Source organism: Gallibacterium sp. ZY190522, from assembly GCF_054166015.1.
Map to the genome: position 1 here is coordinate 2,213,042 of NZ_CM135118.1, position 18,779 is coordinate 2,231,820.

An 18,779-nucleotide genomic window follows, 5' to 3' on the forward strand; every position below is an offset into this window, starting at 1 on the left:
AATATTTCTATTTAAAGTTAATTTATTCTTGCTGATGAAAATGGTAAGGTATCATCTATTGTTTTACCCCATAGATAACTTTTTATGCAACCCAATCTTTATATCGGAATGATGTCTGGCACCAGCCTTGATGGTGTAGATACCGTTATTGTTGATTTCTCAAACGCTTTCCCTCAAATAGTGACCTCATTATATGCGCCTATGCCGCAGGACTTACGCGATGATTTGACAGATTTAATGCGTGGCGTGACAACTTTGCAGAAACTGGGTGAAATTGAGCAACGGTTATCTTGGCTTTATGTTGAGCAAGTTAGACAGATTTTGCAGCAACAAAGATTATCGGCAGAGCAGATTATTGCGATTGGTTGTCACGGGCAGACGGTTTGGCACGCTCCAATGGGAAAATATCCGTTCACAATGCAACTGGTAGACGGTAATTTATTAGCGGCACAAACAGGAATTACCACAATAACTGATTTTCGACGTAAAGATATAGCGTATGGCGGTCAGGGCGCGCCGTTAGTACCGGCATTTCATCAAGCGATTTTTTCTAATCTGAAACATTTAACCGTATTGCTCAATATTGGCGGTATCAGTAATGTCACTATTTTATATCCGGACGGAACAGTAAGTGGTTTTGATACCGGACCGGGCAACACTTTGATGGACAACTGGATTAAATTGCATCATGGTAGAAACTTCGATCAAAACGGTGAATGGGCAGCACAAGGTCAAGTGAATACGACATTATTACAAAGCTGTTTGCGAACCGAGTATTTCCATCAGTTACCACCGAAAAGTACAGGACGAGAACTGTTTAATTTACCTTGGTTACAACAAAAACTTGATGCATTACCGCAAATTGCTGCTGTTGATGTACAAGCAACGTTATTGGAATTAACAGCACAGACAATAGTTGAACAATTACCGAAATTACAAACTGAAACAATGTTATGGGTGTTCGGTGGCGGTGCGAATAATCCGGTTTTAATGCAACGTTTGCAGGATTTATTACCGAATTGGCGAATCAGAAATAGTAATCAGAGTGGCATTGATGCCGATTTTATGGAAGCCACTGCTTTTGCGTGGTTGGCATATCGTACCATACATCATCAAAGCGGTAATTTGCCCTCTGTAACAGGAGCAAGCAAAAACGCAATTTTAGGAGCAATTCATTTAGCGGATAAGATTAATAATAAGGATTTATGATGACTTCTCTTTTTAAAACTTTGGAACAACTCACTTCTGAACAACGTAATATCTCTTCGTTAAATCTAGATCAACTTTCTGCATTAGAAATCGTTCAGTTAATGAATCAGGAAGATCAAAAAGTAGCATTAGCAGTGAACGCCCAATTAGTTCAAATTGCACAGGCAGTTGAAGTTATTGTTAGTACCTTTCAGCAAGGTGGTCGCCTTATTTATCAAGGTGCAGGAACAAGTGGTCGATTAGGGGTTTTGGATGCGTCAGAGTGTCCGCCGACATTTGGCGTGCCGTTTGGACAAGTTATCGGTCTGATCGCAGGTGGTGACAGGGCGATACGGAAAGCAGTAGAAAATGCGGAGGATAACAGCGAGGCTGGTAAAGTGGATTTAATGCAGGTTCAGCTTTCAGACAAAGATGTGGTGGTCGGCTTGGCAGTAAGCGGTCGAACTCCTTATGTATTGGGTGGGTTGGAGTATGCTAAAACCTGTGGGGCGAAAACCATAGCAATTAGCTGTAATGCATATTCAGAGATGTCAAAAATAGCAGATATTTCAATCACGCCGATAGTTGGTGCGGAAGTCTTAACTGGTTCATCCAGGTTAAAAGCAGGAACAGCACAAAAAATGGTGCTGAATATGCTTTCTACCGCCAGTATGGTGTTAATGGGTAAGTGTTACCAAAACTTGATGGTGGATGTGCAAGCGACCAATGAAAAATTGCGGCATCGAGCGGTAAATATTGTGATGCAAGCAACAGAATGTGATCGCGATACCGCAAAGCATTATTTATCATTGGCGGATAATCAGGCGAAATTGGCTATTATGATGATTTTAGGCAATTTAGATAAAGCTCAGGCAAAAGTGTTGTTAGAGCAGTCACAAGGAAGATTACATCAAGCAATACGGAAATTGGAATAGGTTATATTTTAGTCTATAAGCGATAAATATTATTAACAGTATCAAATAGAGTACTGAAACTGTAAAAAACGAACAGTTTTTGCTTGAGATTTAGTCTAACAATAAAAAATACCGTTTTTTTTGAAAAAAAGGCTTGCCAGAAGAAAAAAGATCCCTATAATACGCCTCACTTGCTTAACGATGCCGACTTAGCTCAGCAGGTAGAGCAACTGACTTGTAATCAGTAGGTCACCAGTTCGATTCCGGTAGTCGGCACCATCTTAAAAGTAAGTAGTAGCATTAGCACAGTGGAGGGATTCCCGAGCGGCCAAAGGGAGCAGACTGTAAATCTGCCGGCTCAGCCTTCGAAGGTTCGAATCCTTCTCCCTCCACCATTTTATGATGGGACAGATGAATATAGGTGCGGGCATCGTATAATGGCTATTACCTCAGCCTTCCAAGCTGATGATGCGGGTTCGATTCCCGCTGCCCGCTCCACGCTGATATAGCTCAGTTGGTAGAGCGCACCCTTGGTAAGGGTGAGGTCGGCGGTTCAAATCCGCCTATCAGCACCACCTCTATTTTTCTTTCCTTTTTTATATCCTGTAATTATCTTTGGTTAATGTGGTAATTTACGCCATCGATAACCGTGTTTTTTTAGGGGACTTTCCATGTCTAAAGAAAAATTTGAACGTACAAAACCGCACGTAAACGTGGGTACAATCGGCCACGTTGACCATGGTAAAACAACTTTAACCGCAGCCATCACAACCGTATTAGCAAAACACTACGGTGGTGCAGCTCGTGCATTTGACCAAATCGATAATGCGCCAGAAGAAAAAGCGCGTGGTATCACCATCAACACCTCACACGTTGAATACGATACTCCAACTCGTCACTATGCACACGTTGACTGTCCGGGACACGCCGACTATGTAAAAAATATGATTACCGGTGCGGCGCAAATGGACGGAGCGATTCTAGTAGTAGCAGCGACAGACGGTCCAATGCCACAAACTCGTGAACACATCTTATTAGGACGCCAAGTAGGTGTACCATACATCATCGTATTCTTAAACAAATGCGATATGGTAGATGACGAAGAGTTATTAGAATTAGTAGAAATGGAAGTTCGTGAACTTCTATCACAATATGATTTCCCAGGTGATGATACTCCAATCGTACGTGGTTCAGCATTAAAAGCCTTAGAAGGTGATGCCGCGTGGGAAGAAAAAATTCTTGAATTAGCAAACTACTTGGATACATACATTCCTGAACCGGAACGTGCAGTAGACCAACCGTTCTTGTTACCAATTGAAGACGTATTCTCAATTTCAGGTCGTGGTACTGTAGTAACAGGACGTGTAGAACGCGGTGTTATTCGTACAGGTGAAGAAGTAGAAATCGTAGGTATCAAAGAAACTACGAAAACGACTGTAACTGGTGTAGAAATGTTCCGTAAATTACTTGACGAAGGTCGTGCAGGTGAAAACATCGGTGCATTATTACGTGGTACAAAACGTGAAGAAATCGAACGTGGTCAAGTATTAGCAAAACCGGGTTCAATCACTCCACACACAGATTTTGAATCAGAAGTTTACGTATTATCAAAAGAAGAAGGTGGACGTCACACACCATTCTTCAAAGGTTATCGTCCACAGTTCTATTTCCGTACAACTGACGTAACTGGAACAATCGAGTTACCGGAAGGCGTAGAAATGGTAATGCCAGGAGATAACGTGAAGATGACAGTAAGCTTAATCCACCCAATTGCGATGGATCAAGGTTTACGTTTTGCGATCCGTGAAGGTGGCCGTACAGTAGGTGCCGGCGTGGTAGCGAAAATCATCAAATAATTAGATTTGACAATAGAGAGTAATTTGAAACCCGCCTTTTAGGCGGGTTTTTTTATGAATATGAGGTTATATTTGTTTAATAAATAAGGAGATTTTGATGAAGTTTTTATTATTAAATGGTGGAAAAGCATTTGGACATTCTCAGGGGAAACTGAATACAACATTACATAATATAGCGAAAGAAACTTTGCTTGCATTAGGTCACGAAGTTCAAGAAACCATAATTGATGCCGGTTACGATATTAATCAAGAAATTGAAAAATTTTTATGGATGGATGTGGTGATTTGGCAAATGCCTGGTTGGTGGATGGGTGAACCGTGGATTGTGAAAAAATATATTGATGAGGTCTTTACTTTTGGTCACGGAAAATTATATCAGAGTGATGGTCGTCATCGGGTAAATCCGACAGAAGGTTATGGCACTGGTGGTTTGTTGCAAGGTAGGAAACATATGTTGTCATTAACTTGGAATGCGCCGATTGAAGCATTTGAACGTGAAGGTGATTTTTTTGAAGGCAAAGGTGTAGACGGAGTATATTTGCATTTTAGAAAAGCAAATGAGTTTATTGGTCTTTCATCATTGCCTACATTTATTTGTAATGATGTTATTAAAAATCCGAATGTGGAACAGCATATTACTGAGTATAAAGCACATTTAAATAAATTATTTGCTAAATAAAATCAGAGAGGATAAAGTCTTTAATAGACTTTATCTTTTTATGGTATTCACCTGCGTGGCTTATCCTTTGGGCAATGATAGTGTAAAAATATTACCATTTATTGGAATAAACTGAATTCTTACCTGTAGAATTGCTGTTTGCTACTGAGTCGTCGCATAATAAAGACAATTCTGAGGAAATAATTGCTGTTTTACAGATTAATAGTAGATAATGGTGGTTATTTAATAGTTTCTTTATTTCAGAATATTGGGATAATATCAATATCGGTTAATAAAAAATTATTATGCCAAAATGAATATTGCCGGAAAGTATTAAGCTGACATTATTTGGTGGATGGTATATTTGAAAATACAATATTTTATTAAAAAATAAATATGGTAAAAAAAGATAATTTTAGTCAATTTGTTCAACAACATCTATTACCTTTTGTTGAAAAATTTCCTATTCAATATATTGAGGCGAATCAGCAGAAAAAAATAGCTTTCAGATATTTTACTCATCAAACTCATCAAAAATTAATTGTATTGGTAAATGGTCGTGCAGAAAATATTTTAAAATGGAGTGAAGTTGCGTATGATTTTTATCAGCAAGGATTTGATGTGCTATTATTTGATCATCGTGGGCAAGGATTTTCTGATCGTTTATTAAGGGATCGAGAAAAAGGATACATTGATCGATTTCAATATTATTTAGATGATATGGATTTAGTGATACAAACCGTTCTGCGACAAAAAGTGTATTCAAAACAATATCTTCTAGCTCATTCAATGGGAGGTTTAATTTCAACTTGTTATTTGGCTAAATACCCACATCAATTTAATAAAGTTATTTTATCTGCGCCATTTTGGGGATTACCGCAGAAAACGGTAAGAAGAGATGAAATTATTGTTGCGATAATGACATTATTAGGTTTTTCTCAACATTATGTTTTTGGTAAAGGTGCATATAAGGCAGCTGATTTAGAAACAACGTTATTGAGTCATAGTAAGGAACGAATGTCATTTATGAATGAAATTGCTGAAAAATACCCGAATGTTCGTCTAGGTGGACCGACATTTTCTTGGGTACATCAATGTATTATTATGTTCTCAAAATTAAAGAATATTATTGCTAAAATTAAAGTTAAGACACTTATTTTACAGGCGGAACAAGATTTAATTGTTTCTAATATAGCAATAAATGAATTGTCGACCTATTTCTCTAACGTAATATTAAAAGATATTGAGAAATCAAGACACGAAATATTATTTGAAACAGATGATATTCGTCAATCCGCCTTTAGAGAAATTATTGATTTTCTTTCTAAGGATTAAAACCTTGTACTGCAATAATTAGTACAGCTAAATAGAAAAGAACAAAACAGATAGCTAATAAATAATAAGCTAATTTAGGTTTTCTTAGATGAAGTTTATAAATTATTCTAGCTAAAATAAATAGTACCAGAGGATAACTCCACATAAAGATAGACATATTATTAATTTCTGTCTGTGATAATGTTGGATTGTTTTTCAATGAAGGTGATAATAATAAAGATAATGGCCACAGGAAAGCTGGAATACAAAAAATAGCGATAGCCCAAGAAAATTTAGAAAAGCCTTGCGGAAAATTATTTTTTCGATTACGCATAATAATTAAATGTAGATATTAGTGATCAATGCTAGCAGTATAGCGAATTTTATAAATAAGGACTAGGATTAACATTATGTATTACCTTTTTAGTACCTCTCAACAACAGTTGGCAATTCGATTTCAGCAGTTTATTCGACAGCAATATCAACAGCAAATTGAGATAAGAGAGGAAAAGGGCGTGTTTCATTTGTTTATATCTGAGCAGAGTGGGAAAATCGTTGAGATTAAACAGGTTGCGGAGCAATTTTTAGTGAATCCGGAAGATGAGCGTTTTTACCGCTCTGATTGGCAGCAAGAGAGCCAGATCTCTTGGCAAGAACTATGGAAACCGTTGTTGGTAACCAGTTCTCGTTTTAGATGGAATACATTATGGCAAAAAAAATTTTGTGCATTTATTACTTTAGTCTGTATTTTGGTATTTGTTTTAACTTACACTGATTGGCAACAACAAATTTTTTTCTATTTCCATTTTCCAGTGTTTCCGGAGCAGCAGTTTGAACTTTGGCGTTATTTTTCTCATAGTTTAGTGCATCTTTCTCTGACACATATTTTGTTTAATTTAATGTGGTGGTGGATTTTTGCCGGTTTGATTGAACGTTATCAAGGCACATTTAAACTATGTGAACTCTACGCTATTTCGGCAATAACGAGTGGTATTGCTCAATATTGCTCGTCTGGAGCAGATTTTTTTGGGTTATCTGGTGTGGTTTATGCTGTGTTGGGGTATGTTTTTATCGCAAATTATTTTGATCCGAAGAAGCGCTTCGCCATTCCAAGTGGGTTTGGTTTGTTTTTGATTATTGGGATTGTATCTGGTTTTTTTGCGCCTTTAGTTGGTATTGCGATAGGAAACAGCGCGCATATTGCCGGATTAATTACCGGATGTGTTTTATCCGGCATTGATGTTTGGCGACAAAAAGCAGTGAAATAATTTTTTTACAAAAATTTAATGAAAAGATATTCAATTTGGGTAGAATGACAACCAATAATTACAATAATGTGAGGCAGTTATGAAACAGGCAATACGCCACAACCGGATTATTGAGTTAGTAAAATTGCACGGTTATATTAGCACAGAAGAGCTCGTTTCTGAGCTTGATGTTAGTCCTCAAACTATTCGTCGTGATCTCAATGAGCTGGCAGCACAGAATCAAATTCGTCGTCATCATGGTGGTGCCGCTTCGCCTTCCAGTTCTGAAAATAGTGATTATGCTTCCCGTAAGACACTACTTTCTCAGGAAAAAGATTGGATAGCCAAATGTGTTGCGCAACATATTCCTAATGGTTCATCATTATTTATTGATATTGGCACTACTGCGGAAGCAGTTGCGAAAGCATTATTGAATCACGAAAATCTGCGTATCGTGACCAATAATTTGAATGCGGCTCATATTTTAATGGAAAAGGAGAATTTTCAAATTATTATTGCCGGAGGTAGTTTACGTCCGGATGGAGGAATTATTGGCGAAGCGACAATGCAATTTATTGCTCAATTTAGATTGGATTTCGGTATTTTAGGGATTAGTGCTATTGATCGAGATGGTTCATTACTTGATTATGATTACCACGAAGTGCAGGTGAAACGCACAATTATTGAAAGTTCACGTACCAGTATTCTTGTTACCGACCATTCTAAATTTTCTCGTAATGCGATGGTTCGATTAGGGGCAATAACAATGTTTGATTATCTGTTTACTGATAAAACATTGCCGAATGAAGTGGCAAAAGTGGTTGAAAACAGCAGTTTGGTGGTTGAAGTTTGCCCACGTCCTGAGTAAAGATACTATTTTATGAAATTACTAAATAAATGGCGAAGTTACATTCAGCTAATGCGTTTGGATAAGCCTATTGGCTCGTTTTTGTTATTGTGGCCGACATTGTGGGCGTTATTTTTAGCCTCAAAAGGTATGCCGGATCTTAAAATTTTGATCATTTTTATTTTAGGCGTGGTCTTTATGCGTTCAGCAGGTTGTGTAATTAATGATTATGCGGATCGTCATATTGACGGCAAAGTAAAACGTACTTCGCAACGGCCTTTAGCAATCGGAGCTATATCAGAAAAAGAGGCGAAAATATTATTTGTGCTATTGATACTGCTCTCATTTTTCCTCGTTTTACAACTTAATCTCTATGCGATAGTGTTGTCTGTAGTAGCTGCGGTATTGGCGTTCATTTATCCGTTTATGAAGCGTTATACTCATTTGCCGCAACTCTTTTTGGGGGCGGCATTTGGCTGGTCAATACCGATGGCTTATGGCGCAACAGCGGCTTCTCTGCCATTATCTTGTTGGCTTTTATTTTTAGCGAATTTAGCGTGGACAATTGCTTATGATACACAATACGCTATGGTGGATCGTGATGATGATTTGCGTATTGGCGTTAAATCAACTGCAATCTTGTTTGCAGAATATGACAATAAAATCATTGCGTTATTACAGATTGCTACATTAGCTATTCTGGTTTATCTTGGAGTGGAACAGCAGTTGTCGAAAGGTTATTTCATTGGTTTATTGCCGGCGTTAGGTTGTTTTATTTATCAGTGTCGTCTGACAAAACGACGTACTCGTGAGGAGTGTTTCAAGGCATTTTTAAATAATAACTATGTTGGAATGTGGATTTTCATTGCAATTTTAGCCGGAATTTTGGGATAAACGAAAGGGGGGATTATTTCCCCTTTCTGATCCAATAACGATAAGGTGTTTGTTCGATTTCACTTTGTAACAATGTATGTTCCATAAATTGACAGAATCCTGGAATATCACGAGTAGTTGCCGGATCATCGGCAATAATAAGCAAAATTTCTCCGTTCTGCATTTCACGAATTTTCTTTCTTACTAACATTACCGGTTCTGGACAACGTAATCCTTGTGTATCAAGTGTTTGATTAATTTCTAATTCGGTCATATGATTGCTGCTGATTATTAATAAAAGCAGTAATGATACTGCATTTTCACGTAATATGGGATAGTGGAGTAGAGAATGGAAACATTATTTAATGCTCATTTGGCACGAGTTCAAACAATTATACAGGAAGCCTTATCAAGTTGTCGGCTTGATGGAGTATGGATTTATGCCGGTCAGGCTGATTATTATTTTATGGATGATCAAACTAAAACTTTTCGTGTTAATCCGTATTTCAACTATGTTGTGCCGATGCCACAGGCTGAAGGAAGTTGGTTGTTTTTAGACGGTTACAGCAAACCAAAACTCTATTTTTATCAACCAAAGGATTATTGGTATTTTGTTGAAACATTGCCGAATGCGTTTTGGTGTAAACAGTTTGAATGGGAAGTATTTACCTACCCGGAACAGATGCAACAGGAAGTTAATAATCGTAAAAATTGTGCATTTATTGGCGAAGATGAGTCCTTGGCAAAATCATTTGGTTTTTATTCAGTTAATGACCGTAAATTATTGAATATTTTGAATTATTATCGAGCTTATAAAAGCGAGTATGAAATTGAATGTATTTTTAGGGCACAGAAACCAGCACTGTTGGGACACCAAGCGGCTAAGCAGGCATTTGAGCAAGGGAAAAGTGAGTTTGAAATTAACTTGGCTTATTTGCAGGCAAGTCAGCAGATGGATTTAAATGTGCCTTATGGCAATATTATTGCCTTGAATGAACACGGTGCGGTGTTGCATTATAATCGTTTATCCCATCAAACTCCGACAACGGTTAATAGTTTTTTGATTGATGCAGGAGCGAGTTATCTTGGCTATGCCTCTGATATTACGCGTACTTATCAACGACAAGAACAACCGATATTTGCTGAATTGTTGCATAGAATGGAACAAATTAAGCGAGATATTATTGCCGATTTGCGTGTTGGGCATAACTATTTGAGCTATCACACTCAATTGCAACAACGAATTGCAGAATTATTAGCGGAAAGTGAATTAGTAAAATTACCGGCACAACAGATTTTTGATTTAGGTATTAATCGTGCATTTTTGCCACACGGTTTAGGGCATCTTCTCGGTTTGCAGGTACACGATATTGGTGGATGGCAACAGAATAAAAGAGGGGCTATTAAACGTCCTCCGGAGGTATATCCGAGTTTGCGTTGTACCCGAGAATTGGCGGAAGGAATGGTGTTGACGATTGAACCCGGCTTCTATTTTATTGATTTATTATTGCAGCCTTGGCGACAAAGTGAATATGCAAGCAAAATTGATTGGGCAATGATCGATGTTTTAAAAGCATTCGGTGGTATCCGTACAGAAGATAATATTGTGATGAGAACTGAAGGTGCGGAAAATTTAACCGTCAAAATGGAACAACAATTAGGACTGTCATAAAAGGAGAATTATGCAATACCCGGTGTTAAAGTCTGCGGTCACCTTTAGTGAGGAAATCAAAAAAAGTCGATTTATTACCTATCTACAGCCGGTATCGGGAATGGAGGAGGCGAAACAGTTTTGGCAGCAAATACGGCAGCAACATCCTGACGCTCGACATCATTGTTGGGCAGCGGTTGCTGGAATACCAATTGATTCACAACAGTACGGCTTTTCCGATGATGGCGAACCATCCGGAACTGCTGGTAAACCGATGTTGAATTTATTATTGGGTAGCGGTTTAGGGGAAGTCTGTGCGGTAGTAGTACGGTATTATGGTGGTATTTTGCTTGGTACTGGCGGTTTGGTAAAAGCTTACGGTAATGGCGTACAACAGGCATTAAAGTTAGCAGAAACTACAATTAAGATTGAGCGTAAATTATATATTATTGTTTGTGAATATGCACAATGGTCGTGGTTGGAAGCAATGTTGAAACAGTATGATGCGCAAATTATTACGCAACAATTTACCGCTCAAGTTACGTTGCAGCTGGCGATAGCTGAACAACAGGCGGAACAATTGGCGAAGCAAATTAATGAACGTTCTTCAGGACAACTTAAATTACAGTTATTGGAAAACTGAGATATTTTTATGAAAACACTGATTTTATATCTTACTCACGATGGACAAACCCGGAAAATTGCTGAAGCAATTGCTACCAAGTTAAATGGACAATGCGTATTGGTAAATTTAGCAGAAAATATGCAGATTGATCTCACACCTTATGATCGCGTTGTTATTGGCGCGTCTATTCGCTATGGGAAATTCAGCACTCAATTGTATGATTTTATTCAGCAGCATCATTCTCAATTACAAGCGAAAAAAGGTGCGTTGTATACTGTCAATTTAACTGCAAGAAAAGCGGATAAAAATACACCGCAAACCAATGTTTATACAAGGAAATTGTTGGCAAAAATTATCTGGCAACCACAGTTAGTTCAGGTGTTTGCCGGAGCATTACTTTACCCACGTTATGGTTGGTTTGATCGGATGATGATTCGTTTTATTATGAAAGTTACCGGTGGAGAAACCGATCCAACAAAAGAGATTGAGTACACTGATTGGCAACAGGTTGCTCGTTTTGCGGAGCGCTTACAGCAACTTTGAACAGACAATAAAAAACCGCCGATTTAGGCGGTTTTACTTTTAATCTAACAAAAATCATTAAGCTAATTTTTTGATTTGTGCAGATAATTTAGATTTGTGATTTGCTGCTTTATTTTTGTGGATTAAGCCTTTAGAAGCCATTCTATCCACAACTTTTTGCATTTCAACAAAAGCTGCTTCTGCAACTGCTTTATCCCCAGCGGCTACTGCTGCATAAACTTTTTTGATATAAGTACGCATCATTGAGCGGCGGCTGGCGTTATGTTGACGGCGTTTTTCAGATTGAATCGCACGTTTTTTTGCTGACTTGATATTAGCCAAGGTCAAACTCCCAAAATTTCTAATTAATTACACTAAAAATGAAAGGCGTAAAATATGCCTATTTTTTAAGCCTTTGTCAATCAATTTATCGCTTGATGCCGTAAATTTGCTTCGAGAGTAAGCAAGGCAATAGCTAACTTGCTTTAGTGAGACACAACCAAAGTAAGCCATTAAAAGGCGGCGTGATTTTAACAGTTTTTCCGGTGAGAATATAGCTTAAAAAGTAAAAATATATACAATGTGCAATAATTTTTATGAAGTCAGACCGAATTGTGGTGGTTATTTTGAGCAAAGGATTATTAAAATCAGGTATCGTTGTTAGCAGTATGACATTGCTTTCACGCGTGTTGGGCTTAATTCGTGATGTGGTGATCGCGAATTTGTTAGGGGCCGGTGTCGCTGCGGATGTCTTTTTATTTGCAAACCGTATTCCCAATTTTTTACGTCGTCTGTTTGCTGAAGGGGCATTTTCTCAAGCATTTGTGCCTGTGTTGGCTGAATATCAGAAAGAGGGTGATTTAGATAAAACCCGTCAATTTATTGCTAAAGTTTCCGGTACATTGGGTGGATTGGTTACAGTTGTTACTTTATTAGCAATGATCGGCTCGCCACTAGTAACAGCTGTTTTTGGCACTGGTTGGTTTATTGATTGGTTAAATGATGGGGCGGATGCAGAGAAATTTACCCAAGCGTCATTATTATTAAAAATTACGTTTCCTTATTTGTGGTTTATTACTTTAGTGGCATTATCCGGTGCAATTCTAAATACTATTGGAAAATTCGGTGTAATGTCGTTTTCGCCAGTGTTGCTGAATGTTGCAATGATTGCTGCAGCCTTATTTATTGCTCCAAGATTGGATAATCCGGACATTGGTTTAGCGATAGGGATTTTCTTGGGCGGGCTGTTACAATTTTTATTTCAACTCCCTTTTTTAAAACAGGCGGGATTGTTGGTAAAACCGAAATGGGCGTGGAATGATGCCGGCGTGAAAAAAATCCGTACGCTAATGATTCCGGCACTGTTTGGTGTGTCGGTCAGTCAAATCAATCTTTTGTTGGATACCTTTATCGCCAGTTTTTTAATGACAGGTTCAATCAGCTGGTTATATTACTCTGATCGTTTGTTGGAATTCCCTTTAGGTTTGTTCGGTATTGCGATTTCAACCGTTATTTTGCCGACCTTATCACGCCATCACGTCAATAAAGATAATATGCAAAGCGAGCAGGCTTTTCGTCAGACGCTGGATTGGGGCGTGCGGATGATCTTATTGCTCGGCGTACCGGCAATGGTCGGTATTGCGTTATTGGCACAGCCAATGTTATTGGTGCTGTTTATGCGTGGTAATTTCTTGCTTTCTGATGTGCAGGCGGCTTCGTATTCATTGTGGGCATTCAATGCCGGTTTGTTGAGTTATATGCTCATTAAAATCTTGGCAAACGGTTATTATGCGCGTCAGGATACCAAAACGCCAGTGCGTTACGGTATTATTGCGATGATCAGTAATATGGGATTTAATTTATTGGCGATCCCTTTCAGTTATGTCGGCTTGGCAATGGCATCGGCAATGTCTGCTACATTGAACGCTTTTCTGCTTTATCGTGGTTTATCGCACCAACAGGTCTACCATTTTTCCGCACGAAGTTTATACTTTTTCTTGAAAGTGGTGATTGCTGCCGTGGCAATGGGCGCTCTGCTGTTTTACCTCACGCCGGATATCACTGCTTGGCAAACAATGACAATAATGTGGCGAGTCGTTTGGTTAGCCGGTCTGATCGCAGTTGCTGCCGTTTGTTATTTATTGTCGTTGCTGTTATTAGGTATCAGAAAACGCGATTTGTTTGCACAGTAATATGAGTATTTTGCAATCTTTGTGGATGATTTTTGCCAGTGCTTCTTTTGCAGCAATGGCGGCATTTGTTAAATTGTCGTCAGAAGAAGGGGCAAGTTTGGGCGCAATTATTTTTACGCGAGGATTGCCGTCAGTCATATTGATTTGGTTATGGGTAATGCTGGATCGACAGCACCGCAGTTTTAGAACGCCACGTTTAAAATCGCATTTAGCGAGAAGTATTTTCGGTGTGATGTCTATCTGGTGCGGCTTCTATGCTTATGCTCATCTACCGTTGGCAACAGCGGCAAGTTTAAACTATACCACCACACTTTTTATCACTTTTTGGACCTTGTTGACGACAGTGGTTGCACGCAGTGCGCTACAGGTGTTGGCTGTCTGTTTGGGCTTTATGGGCGTATTAGTGGTGTTGCGACCGAGTATTAATGCACAGGATTGGTGGGCTATTGTGGTGGGGCTATTTGCTGGCTTAAGTGCAACCGGCGCAGTGCTGACCGTTAAGCGGCTCGGACAGGCGGGCGAACCGGTGTGGAGAACGGTATTCTATTTTTCTGTTTCAGTAACTGTTATCGGCTTAGTCGCGTTTTTATTTTCCAATAATTATATTGCTGATTTAAATGCCGGTTTTTATTTATTAGGCACCGGTGTTTTCGGCTTATTGGGGCAGTTAGGCTTAACGCGATCATTCAGTTATGGCGCAACGGTGTTAACCGCCACTTTGCAATATACGGCGATTATTTTTTCCGCACTATTAAGTTTATGGTTGTGGGATACAGAAATTGATTTATTAAGTTGGCTTGGTATGTTTGTGATCATCCTTTCCGGCGGTTTATGTGCTTATGCCACTAAAAGATAGGTCGACACTGCTGTTTTACACTATTTAACAATCTGCGTATAATACCGACATTTTTGTAACCTTTTCCAATAGCAAACAGATCATAATGCGATTAATTCGAGGTCTTTATAATTTACCTGCTTTCCCTAACGGGTGTGCGCTGACTATCGGGAATTTCGATGGTGTACATTTAGGGCATCAAACTATTTTGCGTCATCTCAAGCAAAAAGCACAACAATTAGGATTGCCGGCAGTAGTGATGTTATTTGAACCACAGGCAAAAGAGTTTTTCTTAAAACAGAAAGCGCCGGCGAGGTTAATGCGATTACGTGATAAATTGACCGCACTGGCGCAATTCGGTATCGATTATGTTTTCTGTGTTCCTTTCAATGCAGCTTTCGCACAACAAAGTGCAGAACAGTTTATTCAACATTATTTAATTGAAAAATTGCGTGTTAAATTTTTAAGCATTGGTGATGATTTTCGTTTTGGCATTCATCGTAGTGGTAATTTTGCAACATTACAAAAAGCCGGCAAACAATACGGTTTTCAAGTGGAAAATAATGCCAGTTATTGTTTAGTAGAGCAGCGTGTGAGTAGTACTGCAATCCGTGAAGCGTTAGCACAGGATAAATTGGAACAGGTTGAGCAGATGTTAGGGAGGCCTTATAGCATTTTAGGGCGAGTAGTACACGGTAATGAGCTGGGCAGAACTATTGGATTTCCAACTGCTAATATCAGACTTCATCGTAATGTGAACCCGATTCAGGGTGTTTATGCGGTAGAAGTTAAAGATAAGGCGAACCATCATTATTATGGCGTTGCTAATGTCGGAAATCGCCCTACCATTAATGGCTTTAAACCGTTGTTGGAAGTACATCTGTTTGATTTTACTGGTGATCTTTATGGGCAAACATTGGAAATTTTCTTTAAGTTGAAATTGCGTTCGGAAATTAAATTCCCTTCATTTGAGGCATTACAACAACAGATTAAGTTGGATGCGGAAAATGCGAAACGTTATTTTCAACAAAATCGGCAAAAATAACGGAAAATTTTGATAACTTTGTTTGCATAGCGATCTAAAAAAGGCTATAAAAGAGCGTTTAAAGATGAAAATAACGGCAATTCTGCCGGAAAAAATTTAGCAATTTTGATTTAACTTTATTAATTACGGAATATTCTAATGTCTAAAGATACAACTGATTACAAAAGCACATTGAACCTGCCTGAAACAGGTTTCCCAATGCGTGGCGATTTGGCAAAACGTGAGCCGGCTATGCTAAAAAATTGGTATGATAAAAACCTTTATCAAAAAATTCGTCAGGCAAGTAAGGGTAAGAAAACCTTTATTTTGCACGATGGGCCTCCTTACGCTAATGGAACAATTCATATTGGACACGCAGTAAATAAAATTCTGAAAGATATTATCGTTAAATCAAAAACTGCATTAGGTTATGACTCTCCTTATATTCCGGGATGGGATTGCCACGGATTGCCGATTGAATTAAAAGTGGAGGGGTTGGTTGGTAAACCGAATGAAAAAGTGAGTGCAGCGGAATTCCGTGAAGCTTGTCGTGTTTATGCTAAAGAACAAGTGGAAGGTCAGAAAAAAGATTTTATCCGTTTAGGTGTGCTTGGCGATTGGGATCATCCTTATTTAACAATGAATTTTGAAACCGAAGCCAACATCATCCGTACTTTGGCAGATGTGATTAAAAATGGTCATCTTTATAAAGGCTCTAAACCAGTTCATTGGTGTTTGGATTGTGGTTCAGCTTTGGCAGAAGCGGAAGTGGAATATTATGATAAAACTTCACCATCTATTTATGTTCGCTTTAATGCGGTGGATGAAAATGCAGTATTGGCTAAATTTAATTTGAGTGAAAAAGGCGAAGGAAAAATTTCTGCGGTCATTTGGACAACCACACCTTGGACATTGCCGTCAAACCGAGCAATTGCTCTGCACCCTGAATTGGAATATCAATTGATTCAGGTAAATGGTGAACGTTTAATTCTCAACACCGAATTGGTAGATAGCGTAATGAAAGCTATTGGCGCAACAGATTACCAAGTATTGGGCGTTGCAAAAGGACAAGATCTTGAGTTATTACAATTCCAACATCCGTTCTATGATTACAGCGTGCCGTTTATTTTGGGTGATCACGTTGGCAATGATGCTGGTACTGGTTTGGTTCATACCGCACCGGATCACGGTCAGGACGACTTTATTGTCGGTCAAAAATATCAATTACCAATGGCAGGATTAATCGGTAATGATGGCAAATTCAACAGCCAAGCGAAATTCTTTGCCGGTGAAAATGTGTTCGATGCCAACCCATTGGTGGTGAAAAAATTGGAAGAAGTGGGCGCATTGTTGAAGCTGGAAAAAATTACTCACAGCTATCCGCACTGTTGGCGTCATAAAACCCCAATTATTTTCCGTGCGACACCGCAATGGTTTATCGGTATGGAAACCAAAGGGTTACGTGCACAAGCATTGAAAGAGATTAAAGGGGTGCGTTGGGTGCCGGATTGGGGGCAAGCTCGTATTGAAGCGATGGTGGAAAATCGACCTGACTGGTGTATTTCCCGTCAGCGTACTTGGGGTGTGCCGTTAACCTTGTTTATCCATAAAGAAACAGAAGCATTGCATCCGCGAACATTGGAATTAATTGAAGAAGTTGCAAAACGCGTGGAACAAAAAGGTATCCAAGCGTGGTGGGATTTGGATATTAATGAAGTATTGGGTGAAGATGCCAAAGATTATCAAAAAGTGCCGGATACCCTTGATGTGTGGTTTGATTCCGGATCAACCTATTCTTCAGTAGCGAAACATCGTGCTGAATTCGGCGGTAATGACGTTGATATGTATCTGGAAGGTTCGGATCAACATCGTGGTTGGTTTATGTCTTCATTAATGTTATCAACAGCAACGGATAATAAAGCACCTTATAAACAGGTACTTACACACGGCTTCACCGTTGATGGTCAAGGACGCAAGATGTCAAAATCAATCGGAAATATCGTTACTCCGCAAGAAGTAATGGATAAATTCGGTGGCGATATTTTGCGTCTATGGGTCGCCTCAAGTGATTATACCGGCGAAATTGCGGTATCGGATGAAATCTTCAAACGAGCGGCGGACACCTATCGTCGTATTCGTAACACCGCACGTTTCTTATTGGCAAACTTAAACGGTTTTGATCCGAAACGAGATATGGTGCAAGCGGAAGAGATGATCGTGCTCGATCGTTGGGCGGTTTCTTGCGCATTACAAGCACAAAATGAAATTAAAGAAGCCTACGATAATTATCAATTCCACGAAGTGGTGCAACGTTTGATGCGTTTCTGTTCGATTGAAATGGGCTCATTCTATTTGGATATCATTAAAGATCGCCAATACACCACGAAAGCGGACAGTTTAGCGCGTCGTAGCTGCCAAACTGCGTTATACCATATTGCAGAAGCGTTGGTGCGTTGGATTGCGCCGATCCTCTCCTTTACTGCCGATGAAATTTGGCAATATTTGCCGGGCGAACGCAGCGAATTTGTCTTTACGGAAGAGTTCTATCAAGGTCTATTTGCTTTAGCGGATGACGAAGAGATGAATGATACTTACTGGCAAGAAGTGTTGAAAGTGAGAGCCGAAGTTAACCGTGTGCTTGAACAGGCGCGTAATGATAAAGTGATCGGTGCGGCGTTGGCAGCGGAAGTAACACTTTATGCAAATCAGCATTATCGTGAGTTATTGGCGAAATTAGCGTCTGAATTACGTTTTGTGTTGATTACCTCAAAAGCGGAAGTGAAATTGTTAGAAGAAGCAGACATTGCTGAAGGCGAATTAAAAGGTCTAGCGGTGAAAGTGGTTGCTTCTAAAGATGAAAAATGTCCTCGTTGCTGGCATTATTCCGATACTATCGGACAAAACAGCGAACATCCGCATCTTTGCGCACGTTGTGTAGAAAATGTGGCAGGACAGGGTGAAACCAGACAGTTCGCTTAATTTTTAATGTTGTTTGAATGAGATAATCACTGTTAAGCATTGCTTGGCAGTGAT

18 protein-coding genes and 4 tRNA genes are annotated in these 18,779 nt (G+C 39.1%); 19 read left to right on the top strand and 3 right to left on the bottom strand.

Annotated elements, in window-relative coordinates; all coding sequences use genetic code 11:
* Nucleotides 1-84: 84 nt before the first annotated feature.
* The 9 genes from ACXPAV_RS10715 to ACXPAV_RS10755 all read left to right on the top strand — a co-directional run bounded on the left by ACXPAV_RS10715 (nt 85) and on the right by ACXPAV_RS10755 (nt 5,951).
* Complete coding sequence (locus ACXPAV_RS10715) at nt 85-1,209, top strand: anhydro-N-acetylmuramic acid kinase (RefSeq protein WP_458003455.1); 1,125 nt, start codon at nt 85-87, stop codon at nt 1,207-1,209.
* A complete protein-coding gene (murQ, locus tag ACXPAV_RS10720) occupies nt 1,209-2,123 on the top strand; it encodes an N-acetylmuramic acid 6-phosphate etherase (RefSeq protein WP_018347184.1) in 915 nt (304 codons plus the stop codon). Before ACXPAV_RS10715 ends, murQ begins: the two co-directional genes overlap by 1 nt.
* Before the next feature lie 182 nt (nt 2,124-2,305).
* Nucleotides 2,306-2,381 (top strand) — tRNA-Thr (locus tag ACXPAV_RS10725).
* A 31-nt stretch (nt 2,382-2,412) separates the two neighbouring features.
* Nucleotides 2,413-2,497: transfer RNA gene (locus ACXPAV_RS10730), tRNA-Tyr, on the top strand.
* Between the two features lie 28 nt (nt 2,498-2,525).
* Nucleotides 2,526-2,600 (top strand) — tRNA-Gly (locus ACXPAV_RS10735).
* Nucleotide 2,601: 1 nt separating this feature from the next.
* Nucleotides 2,602-2,677 (top strand) — tRNA-Thr (locus tag ACXPAV_RS10740).
* 96 nt (nt 2,678-2,773) lie between these two features.
* A complete protein-coding gene (tuf, locus tag ACXPAV_RS10745; protein WP_065231733.1) occupies nt 2,774-3,958 on the top strand; it encodes an elongation factor Tu in 1,185 nt (394 codons plus the stop codon).
* 97 nt (nt 3,959-4,055) lie between these two features.
* On the top strand, nt 4,056-4,637 hold the full coding sequence (locus ACXPAV_RS10750; protein ID WP_285092745.1) for an NAD(P)H-dependent oxidoreductase: 582 nt from the start codon (nt 4,056-4,058) through the stop codon (nt 4,635-4,637).
* Nucleotides 4,638-5,012: 375 nt separating this feature from the next.
* Entirely contained in the window at nt 5,013-5,951 is a 939-nt protein-coding gene (locus ACXPAV_RS10755) for an alpha/beta fold hydrolase (protein WP_458003456.1), read from the top strand.
* Here the strand turns inward: ACXPAV_RS10755 and ACXPAV_RS10760 are convergent.
* The gene (locus ACXPAV_RS10760; protein ID WP_409025738.1) at nt 5,941-6,264 is read right to left on the bottom strand and encodes a DUF5389 family protein; all 324 of its coding nucleotides are present in this window, start codon (nt 6,262-6,264) and stop codon (nt 5,941-5,943) included. The two genes, ACXPAV_RS10755 and ACXPAV_RS10760, sit on opposite strands and share 11 nt — an antisense overlap.
* A gap of 76 nt (nt 6,265-6,340) precedes the next feature.
* Here ACXPAV_RS10760 and ACXPAV_RS10765 point away from each other — a divergent pair, with 76 nt between their 5' ends.
* The 3 genes from ACXPAV_RS10765 (at nt 6,341) to ubiA (ending at nt 8,918) form a co-directional block, all read left to right on the top strand.
* Nucleotides 6,341-7,198 carry a rhomboid family intramembrane serine protease gene (locus tag ACXPAV_RS10765; protein WP_458003457.1) on the top strand — a complete coding sequence of 286 codons (858 nt, stop codon included), beginning with the start codon at nt 6,341-6,343 and terminating at the stop codon, nt 7,196-7,198.
* Between the two features lie 79 nt (nt 7,199-7,277).
* The gene (locus ACXPAV_RS10770) at nt 7,278-8,045 is read left to right on the top strand and encodes a DeoR/GlpR family transcriptional regulator (protein WP_039172771.1); all 768 of its coding nucleotides are present in this window, start codon (nt 7,278-7,280) and stop codon (nt 8,043-8,045) included.
* Between the two features lie 12 nt (nt 8,046-8,057).
* On the top strand, nt 8,058-8,918 hold the full coding sequence (gene ubiA, locus ACXPAV_RS10775; protein WP_458003458.1) for a 4-hydroxybenzoate octaprenyltransferase: 861 nt from the start codon (nt 8,058-8,060) through the stop codon (nt 8,916-8,918).
* 13 nt (nt 8,919-8,931) lie between these two features.
* On the opposite strand, the gene tusA is transcribed toward ubiA, so the two are convergent.
* Nucleotides 8,932-9,171 carry a sulfurtransferase TusA gene (gene tusA, locus ACXPAV_RS10780; RefSeq protein ID WP_039172776.1) on the bottom strand — a complete coding sequence of 80 codons (240 nt, stop codon included), beginning with the start codon at nt 9,169-9,171 and terminating at the stop codon, nt 8,932-8,934.
* A gap of 75 nt (nt 9,172-9,246) precedes the next feature.
* Here tusA and pepQ point away from each other — a divergent pair, with 75 nt between their 5' ends.
* Genes pepQ through hemG form a run of 3 tightly spaced genes read left to right on the top strand, consistent with a single transcriptional unit; the run spans nt 9,247 to nt 11,716 of the window.
* Nucleotides 9,247-10,569, top strand: a complete 1,323-nt coding sequence (pepQ, locus tag ACXPAV_RS10785; protein WP_458003459.1) for a Xaa-Pro dipeptidase — start codon at nt 9,247-9,249, stop codon at nt 10,567-10,569.
* 10 nt (nt 10,570-10,579) lie between these two features.
* Entirely contained in the window at nt 10,580-11,191 is a 612-nt protein-coding gene (locus ACXPAV_RS10790; RefSeq protein WP_458003460.1) for a YigZ family protein, read from the top strand.
* 9 nt (nt 11,192-11,200) lie between these two features.
* Nucleotides 11,201-11,716: a menaquinone-dependent protoporphyrinogen IX dehydrogenase gene (hemG, locus tag ACXPAV_RS10795; protein ID WP_458003461.1), complete on the top strand. Its 516-nt coding sequence runs from the start codon at nt 11,201-11,203 to the stop codon at nt 11,714-11,716.
* Between the two features lie 57 nt (nt 11,717-11,773).
* Here the strand turns inward: hemG and rpsT are convergent, their stop codons facing one another.
* Nucleotides 11,774-12,037, bottom strand: coding sequence for a 30S ribosomal protein S20 (gene rpsT / locus ACXPAV_RS10800; protein ID WP_013746125.1), 264 nt, complete (start codon nt 12,035-12,037; stop codon nt 11,774-11,776).
* 284 nt (nt 12,038-12,321) lie between these two features.
* Here rpsT and murJ point away from each other — a divergent pair, with 284 nt between their 5' ends.
* From murJ to ileS, 4 genes are all read left to right on the top strand, one after another.
* Nucleotides 12,322-13,887 carry a murein biosynthesis integral membrane protein MurJ gene (gene murJ, locus ACXPAV_RS10805; RefSeq protein ID WP_458004427.1) on the top strand — a complete coding sequence of 522 codons (1,566 nt, stop codon included), beginning with the start codon at nt 12,322-12,324 and terminating at the stop codon, nt 13,885-13,887.
* 1 nt (nt 13,888) lies between these two features.
* Nucleotides 13,889-14,743: a DMT family transporter gene (locus ACXPAV_RS10810; protein ID WP_084598503.1), complete on the top strand. Its 855-nt coding sequence runs from the start codon at nt 13,889-13,891 to the stop codon at nt 14,741-14,743.
* 85 nt (nt 14,744-14,828) lie between these two features.
* A complete protein-coding gene (gene ribF, locus ACXPAV_RS10815) occupies nt 14,829-15,767 on the top strand; it encodes a bifunctional riboflavin kinase/FAD synthetase (RefSeq protein WP_458003462.1) in 939 nt (312 codons plus the stop codon).
* Nucleotides 15,768-15,905: 138 nt separating this feature from the next.
* On the top strand, nt 15,906-18,725 hold the full coding sequence (gene ileS / locus ACXPAV_RS10820; protein WP_458003463.1) for an isoleucine--tRNA ligase: 2,820 nt from the start codon (nt 15,906-15,908) through the stop codon (nt 18,723-18,725).
* The last annotated feature ends 54 nt before the right edge of the window (nt 18,726-18,779 follow it).

Bases quoted from the DNA above. Each gene is read 5' to 3' on its own strand.
- ACXPAV_RS10715 (WP_458003455.1), top strand. From the start codon at position 85: ATGCAACCCAATCTTTATATCGGAATGATGTCTGGCACCAGCCTTGAT.
- murQ (WP_018347184.1), top strand. From the start codon at position 1,209: ATGACTTCTCTTTTTAAAACTTTGGAACAACTCACTTCTGAACAACGT.
- tuf (WP_065231733.1), top strand. From the start codon at position 2,774: ATGTCTAAAGAAAAATTTGAACGTACAAAACCGCACGTAAACGTGGGT.
- ACXPAV_RS10750 (WP_285092745.1), top strand. From the start codon at position 4,056: ATGAAGTTTTTATTATTAAATGGTGGAAAAGCATTTGGACATTCTCAG.
- ACXPAV_RS10755 (WP_458003456.1), top strand. From the start codon at position 5,013: ATGGTAAAAAAAGATAATTTTAGTCAATTTGTTCAACAACATCTATTA.
- ACXPAV_RS10760 (WP_409025738.1), bottom strand. From the start codon at position 6,264: ATGCGTAATCGAAAAAATAATTTTCCGCAAGGCTTTTCTAAATTTTCT.
- ACXPAV_RS10765 (WP_458003457.1), top strand. From the start codon at position 6,341: ATGTATTACCTTTTTAGTACCTCTCAACAACAGTTGGCAATTCGATTT.
- ACXPAV_RS10770 (WP_039172771.1), top strand. From the start codon at position 7,278: ATGAAACAGGCAATACGCCACAACCGGATTATTGAGTTAGTAAAATTG.
- ubiA (WP_458003458.1), top strand. From the start codon at position 8,058: ATGAAATTACTAAATAAATGGCGAAGTTACATTCAGCTAATGCGTTTG.
- tusA (WP_039172776.1), bottom strand. From the start codon at position 9,171: ATGACCGAATTAGAAATTAATCAAACACTTGATACACAAGGATTACGT.
- pepQ (WP_458003459.1), top strand. From the start codon at position 9,247: ATGGAAACATTATTTAATGCTCATTTGGCACGAGTTCAAACAATTATA.
- ACXPAV_RS10790 (WP_458003460.1), top strand. From the start codon at position 10,580: ATGCAATACCCGGTGTTAAAGTCTGCGGTCACCTTTAGTGAGGAAATC.
- hemG (WP_458003461.1), top strand. From the start codon at position 11,201: ATGAAAACACTGATTTTATATCTTACTCACGATGGACAAACCCGGAAA.
- ACXPAV_RS10810 (WP_084598503.1), top strand. From the start codon at position 13,889: ATGAGTATTTTGCAATCTTTGTGGATGATTTTTGCCAGTGCTTCTTTT.
- ribF (WP_458003462.1), top strand. From the start codon at position 14,829: ATGCGATTAATTCGAGGTCTTTATAATTTACCTGCTTTCCCTAACGGG.
- ileS (WP_458003463.1), top strand. From the start codon at position 15,906: ATGTCTAAAGATACAACTGATTACAAAAGCACATTGAACCTGCCTGAA.